Below are 20,166 nucleotides of genomic sequence, written 5' to 3'. Positions count from 1 at the left end.
CCACCCACGAAACTAGTGAGCACGTCGCGACGGCCTCGGGCGGCGCTCCGCTTTTCCCGGCAAAGAAGCCGTAAAACGGCTTGCGACCCTAGTCGAGGTCGAGGGCCGGGCCGTACAGACGGTCGACCTTGAAAGGGTCCTGCACCGGGATGTCGCGGAACAGGCCCGCGCCCGGCGTGAACCCGAACAGCGCGTCGGCGGCCAGGATCACGGCGGCGGCGGTGTAGCCGGAGCGCTCGTGCGGGAAGTGCTTGAGGTTGGCGAACTGCCAGCCGGTCCAGTACGAGCCGTCCTCGTGGCGCAGGTGCTGCATGTCGCCGAACAGCCGCTCGGCGCGCTCGCGGTCGCCGATCGCGTCGAGGGCCAGGACGAGCTCGCAGGTCTCCGCGCCGGTCACCCACGGCTGGTCGGAGACGCAGCGGATGCCGAGGCCGGGGACGACGAAGGTGTCCCACTCCTTGTCGACCAGGTCGAGGGCAGGCTCGCCGCGCACGGCGCCGCCGAGGACGGGGTAGTACCAGTCCATCGAGAAACGGCTCTTGTCGGCGAACGCCTCGGGGTTGTTCTGCAGGACGCCGGCCAGGCGGTCGGCGGCCAGTTCCCAGTGCGGCTGCGGGTCGCCGAGGCGGTCGGCGAGCAGGACGCCGCTGCGCAGTCCCTGGTGGATGCTGGAACAGCCGGTCAGCAGCGCGTAGCCGGAGGGGCGGCCCTGCGCGTCGCGCTCCCACACGATCTCGCCGCGCGGGGTCTGGAGGTCGACGACGTAGTCGAGGGCTCTCTTGACCATGTCCCAGCGCCGCCGCGCCGGGTCCAGATCGTCCGTGACAAGGAGGTCGTGCCACGCGCCGACGGCCACGTAGGCGGCGTGGTTGGTCTCACCGCCCAGCTCGACCGCCTCGCCCGCGACCAGCTTCATCGGCCACGAGCCGTCCTCGCGCTGGTGGGCCGCCAGCCAGGCGTAGCCGCGCTCCACCTCGTCCCTGAGACCCGCCACCGCCATGGCCATCAGGCACTCGACGTGGTTCCACGCGTCGACGTGCCCCTCGGGCCATGGCACGCCGCCGTCGTCCTCCTGGATGGCTGAGATGCTCAGCGCGGTCTGGAGGACGTGCTCCCGCGTGATCACGCAGGCTTCCTGATGTAGAGCACCAGGCTCTTGCCGACGACCTGGTTCAGCACGGCCTCGGCCACCCTGGTCGTTCTCGGGCGCTTCATGATGTCCCAGACCAGGAGCTTGTGGTACGCCTTGGCCAGCGGGTTGTCGTCGTTGTCGACGCCGACCGCGCACTTGATCCACCAGTACGGCGCGTGCAGGCCGTGCGCGAAGTGGTGCGGCCCGACCCTGAAGCCCGTCGCCTTGAGCTTGGCCCGCAGCTCCGCCAACGTATAGATGCGGATATGTCCGCCAGGAGCCGTGTGGTAGGCCTCGCTCAGCGCCCAGCAGATCCGCTCGGGCAGGAACGCGGGCACGGTGATCGCGGCCAGCCCTCCCGGCTTGAGCACCCGCAGGATCTCCCGCATCGCAGTCGTGTCCTCGTGGATGTGCTCCAGCACCTCGGCGGCGATCACCCGGTCGAAGCTGCCCTCCTCGAACGGCATGTCCAGCGCGGTGCCCTGCACGGTCTCGCCCGTGCCCTTGGCCTCGCCCGTCTCCTCCATCGCCGCGAACATCGACTTGACCCCGTCGAGCTCGCCCTGGTCCATGTCGAAGGCGACCACGTCCGCGCCCCTGCGCAGCACCTCGAAGGCGTGGCGGCCGCCGCCGCAGCCCAGGTCCAGCACGCGGTGGCCCGGGCCGACCGGCAGCCGGGCGAAGTCGACGGTCAGCACTTGCCGAACTCCTCAATGGCCTCGTTGTAGGCCTCGACGGTCTTCTTGGCGACGACGTGCCAGGTGTAGCGCTCCATCACGCGGTCGTAGCCCGCCTTGCCGACCCGTTCGCGCTCCTCGGGGTCGTCGTGCAGGCGGCGCAGCACCGCGGCGAGCTCCTCGGCGTCGCCGGGCGCGACCTGCACCGCCGCGTCTCCGACCACCTCGGGCAGGGCTCCGGTACGGCTGGCCACCAGCGGAGTCGCGCAGGCCATGTGCTCGACGGCGGGCAGCGAGAAGCCCTCGTAGAGGCTCGGGACGACGGAGATCTCGGAGGTGGCGATCAGCTCGCCCAGCTCGTCGTCGGAGATGCCGTGGACGAAGCGGACCCTGTCCTGCAGCGACAGCTCCTGGACGAGCTGCTCGGTGGGCCCGCCCGGGGTCGGCTTGCTGACGACGGTGAGGTTGACGTCGCGCTCGGTGGCCAGCTTGGCGACCGCCCGCAGCAGCGTCGCGACACCCTTCATGGGGGAGTCGGCGGAGGCCACGGCGACGATGGAGCCCTTCCTGCGCGGCTTGTCCGGCCGCGGGTGGAAGTAGCGGGTGTCGACGCCGAGCGGGATCAGGCGCATGTTGGCCTGCGGGACGTTGAAGTCGCGGTGGATGTCGGCCAGACTCGACTCGCTGACCGTGAGAATCGGCTTCAGTCGGGGCGCCACCTTGGCCTGCATCTTCACGAAGCCGTACCACCTGCGCATGGTCAGCCGCTTGGCGCCCGTGGCAGCTTCGAGTTCGATGCGCCTGTCGACGCTGATCGGGTGGTGGATGGTGCCCACGACGGGGAACAGCTTCTGGATGCCGAGCAGGCCGTACCCAAGGGTCTGGTTGTCCTGGACGACGTCGAAGTCGCCGAGGCGTTTCTTCAGCTCGCGGTAGGCGCGCAGGGTGAACGTCAGCGGCTCGGGGAAGCCGGCCGTCCACATCGTCCCGACTTCGAGAAGGTCGATCCAGTCGCGGTACTCGTGCAGCTTCGGCGTACGAAAGGGGTCTTCGTCACGGTAAAGATCCAGGCTGGGAACCTTGTTGAGGATCACACCCTCGTCCAGTTCCGGGTACGGCTGGCCGGAGAAGACCTCCACGTGATGGCCGAGTGCGACCAGTTCCCTGCTGAGGTGGCGGAGATAGACGCCTTGGCCGCCACAGGTGGGCTTACTCCGGTAGGAAAGCAGCGCGATCCGCACGGATACCCCTTTCTCCACCGGTACCGTGAAAGATGACCTTCGTCTGCGCACCCTACCATTGGGCGGGTATGAGGGGTCTCTTGTGGAATTGTTCCTCGCGTGGCTTTCACGGGGCGCGAACTGGGAAGTTAGCCTGACCGAACCGGGTTCGGTGGAACGCGTTCTACGCGGCCTGATGCTTCACAAGGGAACGTCGCTGTACATTCCCGTCCCAACGACTAACGATGGAGGACCCCGTTGGCCAGGCGCGCGCTGATCACCGGCATCACCGGGCAGGACGGTTCCTACCTGGCCGAGCATCTGCTCTCCCTGGGATACGAGGTGTGGGGTCTGGCCAGAGGGCAGGCCAACCCGCGCGTGTCGCGGATGCGCAAACTGCTGGCCGACGTCCAGGTCGTCAGGGGAGACCTGCTGGACCAGGGGTCGTTGATCTCCGCGGTGGAGAAGGTGCAGCCCGACGAGGTCTACAACCTCGGGGCGATCTCGTTCGTGCCGATGTCGTGGGAGCAGGCCGAGCTGACGGCCGAGGTCACGGGCATGGGCGTGCTGCGCATGCTCGAGGCGATCAGGGTGTGCTCGTCGCGCGGCGCCTCCATCCGGTTCTACCAGGCGTCCTCGTCCGAGATGTTCGGGCAGGTCAGCGAGACGCCGCAGAACGAGCGGACCTCCTTCCACCCGCGCTCGCCGTACGGCGTGGCCAAGGCCTACGGGCACTTCCTCACCCAGAACTACCGGGAGTCGTACGGGATGTTCGCGGTGTCGGGCATCCTGTTCAACCACGAGTCGCCGCGGCGCGGCGCCGAGTTCGTGACGCGCAAGGTGTCGCTGGGAGTGGCGCGGATCAAGCTGGGGCACGCCTCCGAGCTGCGGCTGGGCAACCTGGAGGCGCGACGCGACTGGGGGTTCGCCGGCGACTACGTCAAGGCGATGCACCTCATGCTGCAGGCCGACGCGCCCGAGGACTACGTGATCGGGACCGGGCGCACGCAGTCGGTGCGGGAACTGGTCGAGGCGGCCTTCACAGCGGCGGGGCTGGACTGGGAGCAGTACGTGGTGTGCGACCAGGCGCTGCACCGGCCGGCCGAGGTGGACCTGCTGTGCGCGGACCCGAAGAAGGCGCGCATGCAGCTGGGGTGGGAGCCGACGGTGTCGTTCGAGGAACTCGTCGCGATGATGGTCGAATCGGACATCCGCCTGCTGTCCAACGGCGGCGACCCCGACCAGGACAGCTCCTGGCCCTGACCCCTGTCCGCCTCTCATTCCCGCGGCGGTTTGAACCGTCCCGTCTCGTCTCGCCCCGCGGCGCTCGCTCGCTCGACCTTGCCCTCTCGCCCCGCTCGCTCGTAGGGTCGCCCGCCCGGTCTCGCCCGGGCACGCTTATCGAGGGGTTTCGGGCCTGTGGACGGTCGGCCCCTCATCCACAGAACCCCGTTCGGGCGCCTGCCGTTCAACCCCTCCCCGTCATGCTGTCCCGGTGCAAGCCACCCTCCTCGCCCGAGCTCGCCTGTTCACCGCCCTCGTCCCCGGCTCGACCGCCTGCCACCGCACCGCCGCCCACATCTGGGGCCTCAACGCCCTCAGCGAGAGCGAGGATGAGTGGCCGGTCGAGCTCGCCGTACCACGCCCGGCCGACGTCCCGCGGAGCGCCGCCCACCAGGCCGCGCTGCAGCCTGGGTGCACCGTCCACCAGGCCACGCTCCCGCCCGTCGACGTGACCGAGCACAGGTCGGTCCGCGTGACCACCCCCGAGCGCACCGCCTTCGACTGCGCCCAGCACCTCCCGAGACCCGACGGCGTCGCCATCGTCGACCAGTTCCTGCGCCGCGGCGTCGACCACGACGCCCTGATGCGCCGCGCCACCGGTTTCCACTGGCTATGGGAGACGCTCGCCATGGCCGACAAGGGCGCCGCCTCCCCCAGGGAGACCTGGCTGCGCGTCATCCTCGTCGAAGGCGGCCTGCCCAGGCCCACCACCCAGATCCGCGTCGACCTCCCCGGCGACAGGCTCGCCTACCTCGACCTCGGCTGGCCCGAATTCTCCCTCGGCGTCGAGTACGACGGCTACGAGCACCACACCTCGCCTGCCGACCGCCATCGCGACCTCACCCGCCGCGCCGCCCTGCGCGCCGCCGGATGGCGCATCATCCCGGTCCGGCGCGACGTCATCCCCGCCCGCTCGGCCGACCTCGTCGAACAGGTCGCCAACGCCCTCATCGAGAACGGATGGAAACCGGCTCCCGCCCAGGTCACCCGCATCCTCGCCCGCCTGCACGCCGCCCGCCGCCGCCGCCGCCGCTGGTGATCACGGATGCGGCGACAGCCCCTCGGTCACCTTGTCCACCGTGCCAACCCGACCAGCCGCAGCCCCGCCAGAGTGAAGGGCATGGCCCCTCCTGGTGGCGCGCTACGCGCGTTCGGGTTCGGGACTGTTCTTCCCAGGGGCTTTCCAGCCCCTTCGACCCCGGCCTGGGCCGCTTGGATGGTAAGGCGAGAGATGCCCTGACAGCTCTTGAAGGCCCCAGGAGTCGTGATCCAGGAGAGGAAGTGCTCACTCACCAGCGGCTACCGGGCATCGAACCTGCCCGGTGGCCCGTCAGGAGAGGGTGACCGGGAGTTCTTTGATGCCGTTGATGAAGTTCGAGCGCAACCGTCGCGCCTCCCCGGTCTGTCGCATGCGCGGGAACCGCCGGGCCAGTTGCTCGAACAGGACCCGCAGCTCCAGCTTGGCCAGGTGGTTCCCCAGGCAGAAGTGCGCCCCGCCGCCCCCGAAGCCGATGTGCGGGTTCGGGCTCCGGCCCACGTCGAACGTCTCGGGGTCGGCGAAGACGGAGGCGTCCCTGTTCGCCGAGGAGTAGAACACCACCACCTTGTCGTCAGTCTTGATCGACTGTCCGCCGAGTGTGAGGTCGGCGGTGGCCGTCCTGCGGAAGAGGTTCACCGGTGAGACCCACCGGACGATCTCGTCGGCGGCCGTGCGGGTGAGTGCGGGGTCGGCGGCCAGCCGTTCCCACTGTGAAGGGTGCTCGAAGAGGGCGAGCATCCCGCCGGACGCGGCGTTGCGGGTGGTCTCGTTGCCCGCGACGACCAGGAGCAGGACGAACAGTTCGAACTCGTTCTCGGTGAGGAGTTCGCCGTTCTCGTCGGGTTGGAGGAGCTTGGTGACGATGTCGTCGCGTGGGTCGCTGCGGCGCGTGGCGGCCAGGGAGGAGGCGTAGGCGTAGACCTCCATCGCTGCGGCGCCGCCTTCCTCGGGGGAGGCGGCGTAGTCGGGGTCCTGCGCGCCGATCATACGGTTCGACCAGGTGAAGAGCTTGTCCCGCTCGTCGACGGGGGCGCCGAGGAGTTCGCAGATCACGTAGAGCGGCAATGGGGCGGCGATCTCGGTGACGAAGTCGATCTCGCCTGAGCACTTGTCGAGTAGGTCGTCGCAGATGTCACGGATGTGCTGTTCGAGCGCGCTGATCGTGCGCGGGGTGAAGCCGCGGTTGACCAGGGCTCGCCGCCGGGTGTGCTCGGGCGGGTCCTGGTTCAGCATCATCATCCGCTGGAGCTCTCGCTGCTCCTCCGGCATCTCGTTGAACAGGGCGAGTTTGCGTGCCGAGGAGAACAGGTCCGAGTGGCGGGAGACGTGGGTGACGTCCTCGTGCCGGGTGACGGCCCAGAAGCCTGGCTCGCCGTGATGCCAGTAGACGGGGGCGTTCTCCCGCAGCCAGCGCAGTTGCTCATGTGGGGGGCCGGAGGTCGCGTAGTGGTCCTGATCGACGAGATCGATGCGCACGAGCCGTCACCTCGACTTGATCAAGCGCTTGGTAGGAATCGCTACTGAAACGTGTTCTATTACACGACCGTCAGACGGTCAAGGCGCGACCGCCTCCACCTGCCCGGACGACCCCAGGCGCGACCGGCCTCGCTCAACGGTCTGGGCGTGAGCGGTCCCGTCTGCTGGGTAGTGTGGCGCGGCTGGTCTCGTCTGCTCGGGTGATCGTGGTGTGTGGCTCGGCGGTCATGGCGTGAGCGGCCCGGCGCGCTCGACGATCAAGGCGCGCGTGGCCCGGCGCGCTCGACGGTCAAGGCGCGCGTGGCCCCAGCCGATCGAGCATGGCGAGGCCCGGTGGTGGCGATGCCGTATCGCGTGGGCCGGGTTGGAAAGACCGGTTCACGGCGTCGGGGTTCCGAAGGCGACAGGCATCTCCTTGATGCCGTTGATGAAGTTCGAGCGCAGCCGCCGTACCTCACCCGCCAGCGTGATGCCGGGTAGGCGGAGGGCGAGGGTCTCGAACAGTACCCGCAGCTCCATCCTGGCCAGGTGCGCGCCGAGGCAGAAGTGCGGTCCGCCGCCGCCGAAGCCGAGGTGCGGGTTCGGGTCGCGTCCGATGTCGAACACCTCGGGCTGCGCGAACACGGACGGGTCGCGGTTGGCGGCGCTGTAATAGACCACGATCTTGTCGCCCCGCCGGACCGGCTGCCCGCCGATGGTCGTGTCGGCCGTCGCCGTCCTGCGGAACTGCATCACGGGCGTGGCCCACCTGACGATCTCCTCGACCGCGCGGGCGAGCAGCGAGGGATCGGCCACCAGTCGACGCCACTGCGCGGGATGGTCGAAGAACGCCTTCATCCCGAGCGAGGCCGAGTTCCGAGTCGTCTCGTTGCCCGCTACGACCAGCAGGATCGTGAACATCCCCACGTCGTCGGGCGACAGCACCGCCCTGTCGGCGTCCGGCGTGATCATCCTGGTGATCAGGTCGTCGCGCGGGTCGTCGATGCGTTCGGCCGCCAGCGCGTTGCCGTACGCCATCAGTTCGGCCGCCGCGGCCTGCCCGTCCTCGTAAGAGGTCTGGAACTCGGGGTCGTCCCACCCGATGAGCCGGTTCGACAGATCGAACAGCAGGTCTCTGTCCTCGACGGGCGCGCCGAGCAGTTCGCAGATCACCTGCAGCGGCAGCGGCGCCGCCACCTTGGTGACGAAGTCGCCCTCGCCCGAGCATTGGTCGATCAGGTCGTCGCAGACCTCCCTGATGTGCTGCTCGAGCCTGCCGATCATGCGAGGGGTGAACCCCTTGTTGACCAGCGAACGCCGCTTGGAGTGCTCGGGCGGATCCTGGTTGAGCATCAGCAGCCGCTGCAGCTCCTTCTCGGGCTCCGGGTACTCGCCGCTCATCGCCAGGCCCTCGTAGGAGGAGAACAGCTCGGGGTGTCTGGAGACGTGCACCACGTCGGCATGCCTGGTGACGGCCCAGAACCCGGGAGTCTGCGGGTCCCGGTGCCAGTGCACGGGGGAGTGTTCCCGCAGCCATGCCAGGTCCTGGTACGGCACGCCGCCCTCGTAGATAGACGGGTCGTAGAGCTCGATCATGCGGCCTCCAAGGTTTCGTAAGTGTTGTATTACGGTCCTGTACGCCCGTCAAGGAGTCGTGCGCTTCTAGCTAGGTTGCATTCCTAACTAGCTTGCTCTACCGTCTAAATCGCTACGGAAACTTCCTCATCGACGGAGGCCGCTCCCCATGTCTGTCGTCCTGTTCGCCCTGCTGGTGATCCATCTGGCGGTCGTGAGCCCGCTGCTGGGACGTCGCACCTACACGGCTCTGCGCGAGAACCGCAGCCTCTACACGCGGATGAACCTCGCCTGGATCGCCGAGCTGTGGGCGATAGCGCTCGTGGCGCTGGCGATCGTCGGACTCTCGCCGGACCTGGACGTCACCGGCATCGGCCTGGTGCCGGCCGAGGACCTGTCGACCGTGCTCGGGATGGTCGTCGGGGCGGCGGTCGTGGCCGTGGGTGTGGGCCTGGTGCTGCGGTTCAAGAAGGTCACGATGCCTGGCCAGGCGGCGTTCGAGGCGCTCATCCCCAGGACGGCGAGCGAGCGCTGGCTCGCGCTCGGCCTGGCCATCAGCGCCGGTGTCTGCGAGGAGATCGTCTATCGCGGAGTGCTGATCTCGGGCTTCATGTCGATCCTCGACGTTCCGCGGCCGGTGGCGGCGGGGCTGGCGCTGGCGGTCTTCGTCCTGGGTCACCTCTACCAGGGGTGGAGGGGCATGACGATGGTGGGGCTCGCCGGGTTCTCGCTGACGATGCTCTACTTCTCGACCGGGTCGCTGATCCTGCCGATCATCCTGCACATCCTGGTCGACGTCCGCTCCCTGCTCGTCACGCCGTGGCTGGCCCCCGGCGCCGACAAGCCCGAGACCCGCACGAGCCCCGACAGCCTGGAGTACGGCGAGGCCGGTGCGGCGGCCGACGTCACCGAGCCCGCTCCGACCGCCGCCCGCGCCTGACGTGCCCCCGCTACTCAGCCGGACCGCAGCAACCTGAGCTCAAACCCGAGCTCGGAACCGAAGCCCAGGATTCCGATGCCCGAGGCTCGGAGCCGGAGCCGGAGCCGGAGCCGGAGCCGGAGCCGGAGCCCGGAATTCCGGTGCCCGAAGCTGGGAGCCGGAGCCCGGGATTCCAGTGACCGGGCTCAGAACCTGCGCCCAGGGTTCCGGTGCCGAGGCCCGGAGCCGGAGCCCGGGACTCCGGTGCCTGAAGCTCGGAATCCGTGCCCGGGACTCCGCTGCCGGAAGCTCGAAACCCGAGGATGCCGGAGCCCTCCCCCTCACCCCGAGCACGCCAGGCGCAGGCCGACGGTGACTCGGGGTGAGGTGTGTGGGGCGGTCGGCGTTGTGGACGCGCTGCGGGGAGGGCGGATGGTCGGCGCCGACTGCGGCCCCATGGGGGAGGGTGGGCGCTTGGTTACCGAGTGCGGGCGGATGGCGGAGGGCCGGTCGCGGGGCCGGGGCCGGTCAATGGGTGTAGGTGGTGGAGCGGTGTAGGTAGCATCGCTACCATGGAAGGATGGCCGAATGACCGCTGATCGTCGTGCGAGCTGGCTCAAGGGCGTGCTCGACCTCCTGGTCCTCGCCAGCCTCACCCAAGGCGAGAACTACGGCTACGAGATCGCCAAGAGCCTCGCCGATTCCGGCCTGGGTCAGATCAAGGGCGGCACCCTCTACCCCGTCCTGAACCGGCTGGAGGAGGCGGGTCTGGTCGCCGCCGAGTTCAGGGTGACCGAGCGGGGCCCCGGCCGCCGCTACTACCGGCTCACCGACCAGGGCAGGCAGACGCTCGCGGAGCAGGGTGGCCTGTGGCTGGCGTTCGACCAGTCCGTACGGTCGGTGCTGGAGCAGGGAGGCGTCACGTGACCGGCTACTTCGACGAGCTCGCCGTACGGCTGCGCGAACGCGGGGTTCCCGAGGAGACGGTTCGGGCCACGGTCGCCGATCTCACCGCCTACCTGGCCGAGACCGACGCCGACCCGGAGGAGGAGTTCGGGCCCGCCGCGGAGTTCGCCGAGCAGTTGGGGGTGGGCTCGGTTGAGGAGTCCGCCGCAGGGGAGGACACCTGGCGCTGGACGGCCGACGTCTTCGCCGACGAGCGGAGGCTGAACGAGTTCGGCGACCAGGGCTGGGAGGTCGACAGGGTCGACGCGCTCGGCTGGTTCATCAGCCACCGCGACCCGCGCGAGCCGCAGCGGTGGGAGTACCGCAGGGAGGTCGTCACCCGCAAGGGCAGGCAGGCGCTCGTCGAGCGGCTGGCCCCGGACGGCTGGGAGCCATGCGGCACGTGGGCGTTCTACGAGTACTTCAAGCGTCCGAAGGCCGCCAGCCTGGGCCCTGACGCCGAGATCGACGCGCTGCCGAGCGCTCCGGCGAAGGGTGTCTTCTTCAGCAGGCGGTTCTACGCGCTGATCGTGGTCATGCTGGCGGGGCTGGTCGGCGCGTTGGCGTTGCTGCCGTCGGCGTCGGGGACGGTCGAGGGGTTCGTGGTGGGCCTGCTCATCGGTGCCGCGGGCGGCGCGCTGGCCGCCCTGGTCGCCCTCTGGTTCAGCGCCCGCCGCCACGAGAAGTCCCGCCGCCACGAGGAACCCCGCGGCCGGTCCTGACGAGAGGCCCGGCGGCCACGAGAAGTCCCGCGGCCGGTCCTGACGAGAGGCCCGGCGGCCACGAGAAGTCCCGCGGACACGAAGTGCCCCGCGGCCGGTCCTCACGACAGCCGCGCTGGCCGGGAATGCCGCTGGCCGGGAATGCCGCTGGCCGGGAATGCCGCTGGCCGGGAAAGCCGCTGGCCGAGAAGCCGGGTGGTCGGGAAAGCCGGTGGTAGGAAAGCGGAACACGCGGCCCCCGCACGAGGGCCGCGTGTCGTCCAGGCGTCAGAACGCGAGCCGCTGCCACTCCCGAGCCTCATCCGCTGTCAGCGCCCTGGCGAAGATCGCCATCCGGTCGACGGCCCCGCTGAGCCGCTGCCCACCGCCCTGGTCGGCGGCGAAGCGGAGCGGCCTGGTGGCGCAGCCGGTGATCCCGTCGCCGGGCACCTTCGCCCCGCCCGCGCGCGCACCGTCGACGTAGACGTCGATCGTCCCGTCGCGGCCCATCGTGACGACCAGGTCGACGTACCTGCCGGTGGGCACCGTCGCGGAGGTGGTGACGTTCAGCCCGGCCCCGATGAAGCGCACCTTGTTGGCGGGAGTCAGGTCCATCAGGACGCCGTCGGTGCCGGGGTCGCCCGAGGGCTGGAAGTCGAACAGCCGCCGGTATCCCGTCCCCGCCACCTTGACCCTGGCCGCGAACGACGCCTCGGGCAGGAACCCCAGCGTCGTCGGCGCGGTCGTCAGGTAGGTGGTCCCGTCGAGCACCAGCCCGCCGTCGCCGTCGTAGGCGGCGTCGCCGGTGACGGTGGCGTTCCTGCCGTTGCCCGAGGTGTCGGTGATCGTCGAACCAGCGGTGGGGTCCCACGCCACCACGGGCTTGTCCGGCGGGGGCACCGCGCAGGGGGTGACGGCGAGCACGGCGCTGCCGGTGCCCGTCCACGTCCCGCCCGCGGCGGTAGCCACGATGCGGGCCGTACGGGAGCCGTCGGCGGGACCCGAGGTGACGGTGAAGGTCGCGGTCCTGGTGCGGCCGCCTGGCACGCCCGGCAGGTGGACGGTGGCGGGGGCGGCGCTCCACCCGTTCGGCATCGACAAAGTGACCTCACTGGCCGGTACGGCACGCCCGCCCGTGGCCGACACGGTGACCTCGACTGGGAAGCTCTCGCCGGGCCCTGCGAGACCGGGCGCCTTCACCGCGACGGCCACCTGCCCGACGAGCGTGTAGGTGTGTCCCGCCCGCGCGGTGAAGGTGATCGTGTCGCCCTCGCGGGTGTGTTGCACCTTCCGTTCCGCGGAGTCCACCAACTGATACCTCCCGCCGATCACCTTGTTGCGTACCTTCAGCGACCCCGAGGATCCGGCGCGCAAGGTGATCTCGGTGGCGGTGCCGCCGCTCCACGCGGCGTCGACGGTCACGTCGCCGCGGGCGCGCAGCCCCTTGACCGAGCCCGCGGGCCAGGCCGAGGGCAGCGCCGGCAGGACGTCGACGACGCCCGACTGCGACTGGAGCAGCATCTCCGCCATGCCCGAGGTGGCGCCGAAGTTGCCGTCGATCTGGAACGGCGGGTGCGTGTCCCACAGGTTGTCCAGCGTGCTGCCGCGAAGCTGCTCGCCGAGCATCTTGAACGCGTGGTCGCCGTCCAGCAGCCGAGCCCAGAAGTTGATCTTCCAGGCCTTGGACCAGCCGGTGCCGCCGTCGCCGCGCGCGGTCAGCGAGATCTTGGCCGCCTCGGCCATCGGGGTGCCCGCGGCGACCTGGCGGCCGGGGTGCAGGGCGAACAGGTGGGAGACGTGCCGGTGGGTGTTGTTCGGGTCGTCCCAGTCGCTCTTCCACTCCTGGAGCTGGCCCCAGCGGCCGACGCGCAGGCCCGGGTCGAGCTTGGCCAGCGCCTGCCGTACCTCGGGCTCGTCCTGGTCGAGGACGGCGGCGGCCTCCAGCACGTTGGTGAACAGGTCGTGGACGATCTGCTGTGACATCGACGCGCCCGCGGAGAAGTCGCCCTGTTCGGGGGAGTAGCTGGGGGAGACGACGAGCTTGCCGTCGCGCGGGTCGGTGTGGAGGTTGTCCACCCAGAACAGCGCCGCCTCGCGCATCACCGGGTAGACCGAGCGCAGGTACTCGACGTCGCCGCCGAAGCGGTAGTGGTCGAACAGTTGCTGCGTGGTCCACGCGGCCGCCTCGGGGAACCAGAAGGCGGTCGCCCAGTCGTGCACGCCGGTGAAGCCGAACGGGTTGGTCTCGTTGTGGACGACCCAGCCGCGCGAGCCGAACATCTCCTTGGCGGTCCGCTGCCCAGGGGCGACCATCGCCTTGACGAAGTCGTCGTAGGGCCTGGTGGTCTCGGCGAGGTTGGTCTGCTCGGCCAGCCAGTAGTTCATCTGCAGGTTGATGTTGACGTGGTAGTCGGCCGACCACGGCGGGCTGGTGGAGTTGTTCCACACGCCCTGGAGGTTCGCCGGAAGTGAGCCCTCCCTGGAGGAGGCGATGAGCAGGTAGCGGCCGTAGGCGAAGAACATCGCCTCCAGCGCCCTGTCGTCGCTCGACCCGCCGCCGGTGTAGGCCCGCAGGAGCTGGTCGGTGGGGATGCGCGGGGCCCGCTGCCCGAGGTCGAGCCTGACCCGGTCGAACAGGGCGCGATAGTCGTCCAGGTGGGCGCGCTTCAGCGCGTCGTAGCCGCGCGCCACGGCCTGGTCGACTGCCGCGGTGACCTTGGCGTGCGGGTCCTCGCCCCGGTAGGCGGGGTAGGAGCCGGCGTAGTTCGTCCCCGCCGACAGCACGAACACCGCGCTGTCGGCGCCGGTCACGGTGATCCGATCGCTCCCGTCGGTACGGCTGCCGCCGCTGGTGACGACCTGGACCTGCGACTCGAACGCCATGCCGTTGTCGGCCAGCGCGCCGCGGACGGTGAGGCGGCCGTCCTTGACGCTCACGCTCTTGTCGTCGCGAGGAGAGGAGGTGCGCAACGTGAAGGAGACCTTGCCCGCCTCCGAAGCGCCGATCCGGCCGACGATCACGTTGCCCGGATGGCTCGCGAAGTACTCGCGGGCGTAGGTGACGCCGCCGGAGGTGTAGCCGACCCTGGCCACGGCCTCGCGCAGGCTCAGCTCCCTGCGGTAGCCGGTGGCGTCGGTGTGCCCGGTGTCCAGCCAGAGGTCGCCGAAGGTCTGGTAGGCGCCGAAGCCGCTCTTCGGCTGGCCGAGCTTCGCGGCCACCGCGCCGGGCGACATCCTGCCGTCGCGGTCGATCTGCGCCTGGACCTCGGCGATCGCGTTCGGTCTGGGGCTCTTCCAGTTGCCGAAGTCGTATCCGCTCCTGGAGCCGGGGCCGCCGGTCCACAGGGTCTTCTCGTTGAACTGGATCTGCTCGGTGCCGACGCCGCCGAACACGGTCGCGCCGAGCGCGCCGTTGCCGATGGGCAGCGACTGGTTCTCCCAGCTGGCGGCCGGTTTGTCGTACCAGAGAGTCAGGTCGTCGGGCGGGTCGGGGGCGGCGGCTGCCGCCGCCGGGGTGTGCACGGGTGTCGCTCCGATCATGACAGCGGACAGCAGAACCAACGCGAGCCGTGGGGCCACGGATTCCTCCGGTGACTGGTAGGGGGTGCGCCACGTTGCTAACACTTGAAAGACTGGAGTCACAAGAGCTTCGACCCGATGTTTAGTTGGATTTTCGGTCCACGTATGTGGATTAACTTACTGAAACCCAGGTCACGGATCGGATGTATCTGCGGTGGAGGGCTTGACAGCGCCAGGGGCGCCCACGAGCATCGGGTAGCGAGACATCCGATGTATAGCTGAGGGATGCGGTGTGAAGCTGCTGCGAGTTGGACCGGTCGGCCAGGAGAGGCCCGCGGTGATGGACGCCGAGGGAAACCTGTACGACATCGGAGAGCCCGAGATCGACGGGGCTTTCCTCGCTTCCGGGGGAGTGGCACGGGTCCGGGCCGCGTTGGAGCGCGGCGAACTGACGGCGATCGAAGCGGGGAGCCTGCGGGTCGGTCCGCCGATCGGCAGGCCCGGCAAGATCGTGTGCATCGGCCTCAACTACAGCGACCACGCGGCCGAGACCGGGGCCACACCGCCCACCGAGCCCGTCGTGTTCATGAAGGCGCCCAACACCGTGGTCGGCCCCGACGACGAGATCCTGGTGCCGCGGGGAAGCGTGAAGACCGACTGGGAGGTCGAGCTCGCCGTCGTCATCGGCGAGACCTGCCGCTACCTGGAGTCGCGGGAAGAGGCGCTGACGAAGATCGCCGGTTACGCGATCTCCAACGACGTCTCCGAGCGCGAGTTCCAGCTGGAGCGCGGCGGGCAGTGGGACAAGGGCAAGTCGTGCGAGACCTTCAACCCGCTCGGCCCCTGGCTGGTGACCGCCGACGAGGTGGGCGACCCGCAGGACCTCGGCATGCGGCTGTGGGTCAACGGCGAGCAGCGCCAGAACGGCAACAGCAAGAACATGATCTTCGACGTGGCGGAGGTCGTCCGCTACCTCAGCCGGTTCATGGTGCTGGAGCCCGGCGACGTCATCAACACCGGCACGCCGGCCGGGGTCGCGCTCGGCCTGCCGGGCCAGCCGTACCTCAGGGAAGGCGACGTGGTCGAGCTGGAGATCGACGGGCTCGGACGGCAGCGCCAGACGGTGGGCCAGGCATGAGCGCCTACCGCATCGTGGGCATGGAGACCCACGACATCCGCTTCCCCACCTCGCTGGAGCTCGACGGCTCCGACGCGATGAACCCCGACCCCGACTACTCGGCCGCCTACGTCGTGCTGAAGACCGACGACGGGTTCGAGGGCCACGGGTTCGCGTTCACGATCGGGCGCGGTAACGACGTGCAGACCACCGCGATCAGGGCGTTGGAGCCGTACGTGCTCGGCAGGGACGCCGAGGACCTCGGCGCGCTGTACAAGGAGATGGTCTGGGACTCCCAACTCCGATGGCTCGGCCCCGAGAAGGGCGTCATGCACATGGCGATCTCCGCCGTGGTCAACGCCCTGTGGGACCTCAGGGCCAAGCGCGAAGGCAAGCCGCTGTGGCTGCTGCTCGGCGAGATGACGCCCGAGCAGATCGTGGACCTGGTCGACTTCCGCTACCTGAGCGACGCGCTGACCCGCGACGAGGCGCTGCGGATACTGCGCAAGGGCGCGGACGGCAAGGCCGAGCGGATCGCCCACCTGAAGGAGCACGGCTACCCCGCCTACACGACCTCCCCCGGCTGGCTCGGCTACGACGACGACAAGCTGCGCCGCCTGTGCAAGGAGGCGCTCGACGACGGCTTCGGGCAGATCAAGCTGAAGGTCGGCGCCGACCTCGACGACGACGTGCGCCGCTTCAGGGTCGCCCGCGAGGTCTGCGGCCCCGACTTCCCGATCGCGATCGACGCCAACCAGCGGTGGGATGTCGGCGCGGCCATCCGCTGGGTCAACGCGCTCGCCGAGTTCTCCCCGCACTGGGTGGAGGAGCCGACCAGCCCCGACGACGTGCTCGGCCACGCCACGATCGCCAGGGCCATCGCCCCGATCAAGGTCGCCACGGGCGAGCACGTGCAGAACCGCATGGTCTTCAAGCAGATGCTGCAGGCGGGTTCGCTGTCCTACCTCCAGCTCGACTCGGCCAGGGTCGGCGGCGTCAACGAGAACATCGCGATCCTGCTGCTGGCGGCCAGGTTCGGGGTGCCGGTCTGCCCCCACGCGGGCGGCGTCGGGCTGTGCGAGCTGGTCCAGCACCTGTCGATGTTCGACTACGTCGCCGTCGCGGGCACGATGGAGGGACGGGTCATCGAGTACGTCGACCACCTGCACGAACACTTCGAGGACCCGGTCGTGATCGAGCGCGGCCGCTACGCCGCCCCGACGCGGCCCGGTTTCAGCTCCGAGATGCGCAGGGAGTCCATCGCCGCCCATTCCTTCCCCGACGGAGAGGTCTGGAGGAACCAGTGACAGTCATCCGAGCTCTCGTGACCGGCGGCGGGTCGGGCATCGGCCTGGCGACGGCCGAGGCGTTCGCCGCCCGTGGCTGGCAGGTCGCCTGCCTTGACCTCAACCCGCCGGGCGAGCCGTTCATCGGCGTCAAGGCCGACGTCGCCGACGACGGCCAGGTCCGTGCGGCCGTCGCCGAGGCCGCCGAGCGCATGGGCGGTCTCGACGTCCTGGTGAACAACGCGGGCATCGGCGCGCAGGGCACGATCGAGGACAACCCCGACGCCGAGTGGCAGCGGGTGTTCGACGTCAACGTGCTCGGCCTGGTGCGGGTGTCGCGGGCGGCGCTGCCGTACCTGAGGAAGTCGGGTCACGCCTCGATCGTGAACACCTGCTCCATCGCGGCCACGGCGGGGCTGCCTGACAGGGCGCTGTACAGCGCGACCAAGGGCGCGGTGCTGTCGCTGACGCTGGCGATGGCCGCCGACCACGTCGGGGAGGGCATCAGGGTCAACTGCGTCAACCCCGGCACCGCCGACACCCCGTGGGTCGGCAGGCTGCTGGACGCCGCCGACGATCCGGCGGCCGAGCGGGCCGCGCTCAACGCCCGCCAGCCGATGGGCCGCCTGGTCTCCGCACAGGAGGTCGCCGCGGCCATCACCTACCTGGCCGGCCCCGAGGCGGGCGCGACCACCGGCACCTCGCTCGCCGTGGACGGCGGCATGCACGGCCTGCGCCTGCGCCAGAGCAACGACGAACACACCCCCCGAGAAAAGGCGACATCATGAAGTTCGGCCCCGTGGTCGCGAGCGCGGCCCTCCTGGCACTCATCACCGCCTGCGGCTCCACCGACAGCGGCGGCACCGCCCCGGGCGCCGCCCAGGGCGGCTCCGCGGGCGGCAAGATCGGCATCGACCACCCGCGGGCCGACTCCGACTTCTGGAACTCCTACATCAAGTACGTCCCGCAGATGGCTGGCGAGCTCAAGGTCGAGCTGATGAACCCGACCAACTCGCAGAACGACGTGGCCAAGCTGGTCGCCAACACCCAGGCGCTGGTCAGCCAGGGCGCGAAGGTCATGGTCATGGCCCCGCAGGACACCGGCGCCATCGCCTCCACGCTCCAGCAGCTGGAGAACAAGAAGATCCCCGTCGTCACCGTCGACACCCGCCCCGACAAGGGCAAGGTCTACATGGTCGTGCGCGCCGACAACCGCGCCTACGGCACCAAGGCCTGCGAGTTCCTCGGTGAGAAGCTGGGCGGCAAGGGCAAGGTCGTCGAGCTGATGGGCGCGCTGTCGTCGGTCAACGGCCGCGACCGCGCCGAGGCGTTCCGCGAGTGCATGAAGACCAAGTTCCCCGGGATCACGGTCTTCGAGGAGCCCACCGAGTGGGACGGCGGCAAGGCGGCCTCGATGCTGCAGACCCGCCTGGAGCAGAACCCCGACGTCAAGGGCATCTACATGCACGCGGGCGGCGTCCACCTGGCCCCGACGATCCAGGTGCTGAAGGCCAAGGGCCTGCTGGTCGCCCCCGAGGACCCCAAGCACGTGTTCGTGGTGTCGAACGACGGCATCCCGCAGGAGTTCGAGGCGATCCGCAAGGGTGAGATCGACGCGACCGTCTCCCAGCCTGCCGACCTGTACGCGAAGTACGCGATCTTCTACGCCAAGGCCGCGGCCGAGGGCAAGACGTTCAAGCCGGGGCCGACCGACCATGACTCGACCATCATCGAGCTGCCGAACGGTCTGGAGGACCAGCTGCCCGCGCCGCTGGTGACCAAGGAGAACGTCGACGACCCCAACCTCTGGGGCAACCAGGTCAAATGAGCAACCACGTTGAAGCCCGGAACATCGTCAAGCGCTTCGGCCCGACCGTCGCGCTGAACGGGGCCGGCATCACCATCGAAGAGGGCGAGACCCACGCCCTGGTCGGCAGGAACGGCGCGGGGAAGTCCACCCTGGTGTCGATCCTGACCGGGCTCCAGCGCCCCGACGAGGGCGAGGTGCTGTTCTCGGGACAGGCTGCGCCCGCTCTCGCCGACAGGGACGCCTGGCGGCGGCAGGTCGCCTGCGTCTACCAGAAGTCGACGATCATCCCGCAGCTGTCGGTCGCCGAGAACCTGTTCCTCAACCGGCAGACCGACCGCGGGATGATCAGCTGGAAGGGGTTGCGCGCCCGCGCCCGCGAGGTGCTGGAGACCTACGAGGTCGACATCGACGCCGACGTGCTGGCCGGCGACCTCGGCGTCGAGCAGCGCCAGCTCGTCGAGATCGCCCGCGCGCTGTCGTTCGGCGCGCGGTTCATCATCCTCGACGAGCCCACCGCCCAGCTCGACGGCCCGGCCATCGACCGGCTCTTCGAGCGCATGCGCTCGCTGCGCGAGCAGGGCGTCACCATGATGTTCATCTCCCATCACCTCGACGAGGTCTACGAGATCTGCCAGAGCGTGTCGGTCTTCCGCGACGCCCGGCACATCATGACCAGCCCGGTCGCCGACCTGCCGCACGACGAGCTGGTCGCGGCCATGACCGGCGAGGCGAGCGCCGCCTACGCCTACCGCTCCCGTACGGCAGGCGACGACGTGGTGCTCGCCGCCACGGGTCTCACGATGAAGGGCCGCTACGAGGACGTCGACCTCCAGGTGCGCTCCGGCGAGATCGTCGGCCTCGCGGGCTCGGGCAGCAGCGGCAAGGTCGGGCTCGCCGAGACGCTGGTCGGCCTGCGCAGGGCCGACGCGGGAGAGGTGCGCGTGAACGGCACCGCGATCAAGGACGTGCCGTCGGCGCTCAGGGCGGGTCTCGGGTTCGTCCCCCAGGACCGGCACCACGAGGGCTTCGTCCCGCTGCTGTCGATCGCCGAGAACACCACCATCCCCATCGCCCACAAGCTGGGGAAATACGGCTTCGTCTCGCCCGCGGCGCGGCGGGCGCGTGCCGTACGGATGATCGAGGATCTGGACATCAAGACCGAGGGCCCCGACCAGCCGGTCGGCGACCTGTCGGGCGGCAACGCGCAGAAGGTCGTGCTCGCCAGGGCGCTGGCCGACGACCCCAGGGCGGTCGTCGTGATCAACCCGACGGCGGGCGTCGACGTCAAGGCCAAGCAGTCGCTGCTCGGCGCGGTCGAGGACGCGGTCGAGCGGGGGGCGGGCGCCGTGCTGGTCTCCGACGAGCTCGACGACCTGCGCGTCTGCGACAGGGTGCTGGTGATGTTCCACGGCAGGGTCGTGAAGGACGTGCCGCGTGGGTGGAGTGACCACGAGCTCGTGGCCGTGATGGAAGGTATCGAACAGTGA

Annotated in this window: 16 protein-coding genes; 10 read left to right on the top strand and 6 right to left on the bottom strand. The window is 69.7% G+C overall.

The genetic code is table 11. From position 1 onward, the window contains the following. Window positions 1–88 precede the first annotated feature (88 nt). From ACFXJ8_RS36420 to ACFXJ8_RS36410, 3 genes are read right to left on the bottom strand one after another with little or no spacing between them, the layout of a single operon-like run. On the bottom strand, window positions 89–1,126 hold the full coding sequence (locus ACFXJ8_RS36420) for a prenyltransferase (protein ID WP_379648881.1): 1,038 nt from the start codon (window positions 1,124–1,126) through the stop codon (window positions 89–91). After that, window positions 1,123–1,830 carry a class I SAM-dependent methyltransferase gene (locus ACFXJ8_RS36415; protein ID WP_379648879.1) on the bottom strand — a complete coding sequence of 236 codons (708 nt, stop codon included), beginning with the start codon at window positions 1,828–1,830 and terminating at the stop codon, window positions 1,123–1,125. Before ACFXJ8_RS36415 ends, ACFXJ8_RS36420 begins: the two co-directional genes overlap by 4 nt. Continuing rightward, on the bottom strand, window positions 1,824–3,050 hold the full coding sequence (locus ACFXJ8_RS36410) for a glycosyltransferase family 4 protein (RefSeq protein ID WP_379648877.1): 1,227 nt from the start codon (window positions 3,048–3,050) through the stop codon (window positions 1,824–1,826). Before ACFXJ8_RS36410 ends, ACFXJ8_RS36415 begins: the two co-directional genes overlap by 7 nt. A gap of 237 nt (window positions 3,051–3,287) precedes the next feature. Here ACFXJ8_RS36410 and ACFXJ8_RS36405 point away from each other — a divergent pair, with 237 nt between their 5' ends. Together ACFXJ8_RS36405 and ACFXJ8_RS36400 are read left to right on the top strand one after the other, a co-directional pair. Next, window positions 3,288–4,292, top strand: a complete 1,005-nt coding sequence (locus tag ACFXJ8_RS36405) for a GDP-mannose 4,6-dehydratase (protein ID WP_379648875.1) — start codon at window positions 3,288–3,290, stop codon at window positions 4,290–4,292. A gap of 232 nt (window positions 4,293–4,524) precedes the next feature. Beyond that, window positions 4,525–5,352: a hypothetical protein gene (locus tag ACFXJ8_RS36400; protein WP_379648874.1), complete on the top strand. Its 828-nt coding sequence runs from the start codon at window positions 4,525–4,527 to the stop codon at window positions 5,350–5,352. Between the two features lie 291 nt (window positions 5,353–5,643). Here the strand turns inward: ACFXJ8_RS36400 and ACFXJ8_RS36395 are convergent, their stop codons facing one another. Both ACFXJ8_RS36395 and ACFXJ8_RS36390 read right to left on the bottom strand, forming a co-directional pair. Beyond that, entirely contained in the window at window positions 5,644–6,828 is a 1,185-nt protein-coding gene (locus tag ACFXJ8_RS36395; protein WP_379648872.1) for a cytochrome P450, read from the bottom strand. Between the two features lie 378 nt (window positions 6,829–7,206). Then, window positions 7,207–8,403, bottom strand: a complete 1,197-nt coding sequence (locus ACFXJ8_RS36390) for a cytochrome P450 (protein ID WP_379648870.1) — start codon at window positions 8,401–8,403, stop codon at window positions 7,207–7,209. A 148-nt stretch (window positions 8,404–8,551) separates the two neighbouring features. Between ACFXJ8_RS36390 and ACFXJ8_RS36385 the strand changes: the two genes are divergently transcribed. The 3 genes from ACFXJ8_RS36385 to ACFXJ8_RS36375 all read left to right on the top strand — a co-directional run bounded on the left by ACFXJ8_RS36385 (window position 8,552) and on the right by ACFXJ8_RS36375 (window position 10,968). Beyond that, a complete protein-coding gene (locus ACFXJ8_RS36385; protein ID WP_379648868.1) occupies window positions 8,552–9,322 on the top strand; it encodes a CPBP family intramembrane glutamic endopeptidase in 771 nt (256 codons plus the stop codon). A 567-nt stretch (window positions 9,323–9,889) separates the two neighbouring features. Next, window positions 9,890–10,228 (top strand): PadR family transcriptional regulator, encoded by a 339-nt coding sequence (locus ACFXJ8_RS36380; RefSeq protein WP_379648866.1) that lies wholly within the window; start codon window positions 9,890–9,892, stop codon window positions 10,226–10,228. Then, the gene (locus ACFXJ8_RS36375; RefSeq protein WP_379648865.1) at window positions 10,225–10,968 is read left to right on the top strand and encodes a hypothetical protein; all 744 of its coding nucleotides are present in this window, start codon (window positions 10,225–10,227) and stop codon (window positions 10,966–10,968) included. Before ACFXJ8_RS36380 ends, ACFXJ8_RS36375 begins: the two co-directional genes overlap by 4 nt. A 267-nt stretch (window positions 10,969–11,235) precedes the next feature. Here the strand turns inward: ACFXJ8_RS36375 and ACFXJ8_RS36370 are convergent, their stop codons facing one another. Continuing rightward, on the bottom strand, window positions 11,236–14,526 hold the full coding sequence (locus ACFXJ8_RS36370) for a glycoside hydrolase N-terminal domain-containing protein (protein ID WP_379648863.1): 3,291 nt from the start codon (window positions 14,524–14,526) through the stop codon (window positions 11,236–11,238). Window positions 14,527–14,758: 232 nt separating this feature from the next. On the opposite strand from ACFXJ8_RS36370, the gene ACFXJ8_RS36365 reads away from it, so the two are divergent. The 5 genes from ACFXJ8_RS36365 to ACFXJ8_RS36345 are packed head-to-tail and all read left to right on the top strand — an operon-like array spanning window position 14,759 to window position 20,166. Beyond that, on the top strand, window positions 14,759–15,604 hold the full coding sequence (locus ACFXJ8_RS36365; RefSeq protein ID WP_379648861.1) for a fumarylacetoacetate hydrolase family protein: 846 nt from the start codon (window positions 14,759–14,761) through the stop codon (window positions 15,602–15,604). After that, window positions 15,601–16,890, top strand: coding sequence for an L-fuconate dehydratase (locus tag ACFXJ8_RS36360; RefSeq protein ID WP_379648859.1), 1,290 nt, complete (start codon window positions 15,601–15,603; stop codon window positions 16,888–16,890). The genes ACFXJ8_RS36365 and ACFXJ8_RS36360 overlap by 4 nt, the downstream gene beginning before the upstream one ends. Continuing rightward, entirely contained in the window at window positions 16,887–17,657 is a 771-nt protein-coding gene (locus tag ACFXJ8_RS36355) for an SDR family NAD(P)-dependent oxidoreductase (protein WP_379648857.1), read from the top strand. The genes ACFXJ8_RS36360 and ACFXJ8_RS36355 overlap by 4 nt, the downstream gene beginning before the upstream one ends. After that, window positions 17,654–18,697, top strand: coding sequence for a sugar ABC transporter substrate-binding protein (locus tag ACFXJ8_RS36350; protein WP_379648855.1), 1,044 nt, complete (start codon window positions 17,654–17,656; stop codon window positions 18,695–18,697). Before ACFXJ8_RS36355 ends, ACFXJ8_RS36350 begins: the two co-directional genes overlap by 4 nt. After that, window positions 18,694–20,166 carry a sugar ABC transporter ATP-binding protein gene (locus ACFXJ8_RS36345; protein ID WP_379648853.1) on the top strand — a complete coding sequence of 491 codons (1,473 nt, stop codon included), beginning with the start codon at window positions 18,694–18,696 and terminating at the stop codon, window positions 20,164–20,166. The genes ACFXJ8_RS36350 and ACFXJ8_RS36345 overlap by 4 nt, the downstream gene beginning before the upstream one ends.

This window comes from Nonomuraea sp. NPDC059194 (genome assembly GCF_042754765.1).
Lineage (GTDB): Bacteria > Actinomycetota > Actinomycetes > Streptosporangiales > Streptosporangiaceae > Nonomuraea.
This window is presented reverse-complemented; position numbering and strand designations above follow the sequence as displayed.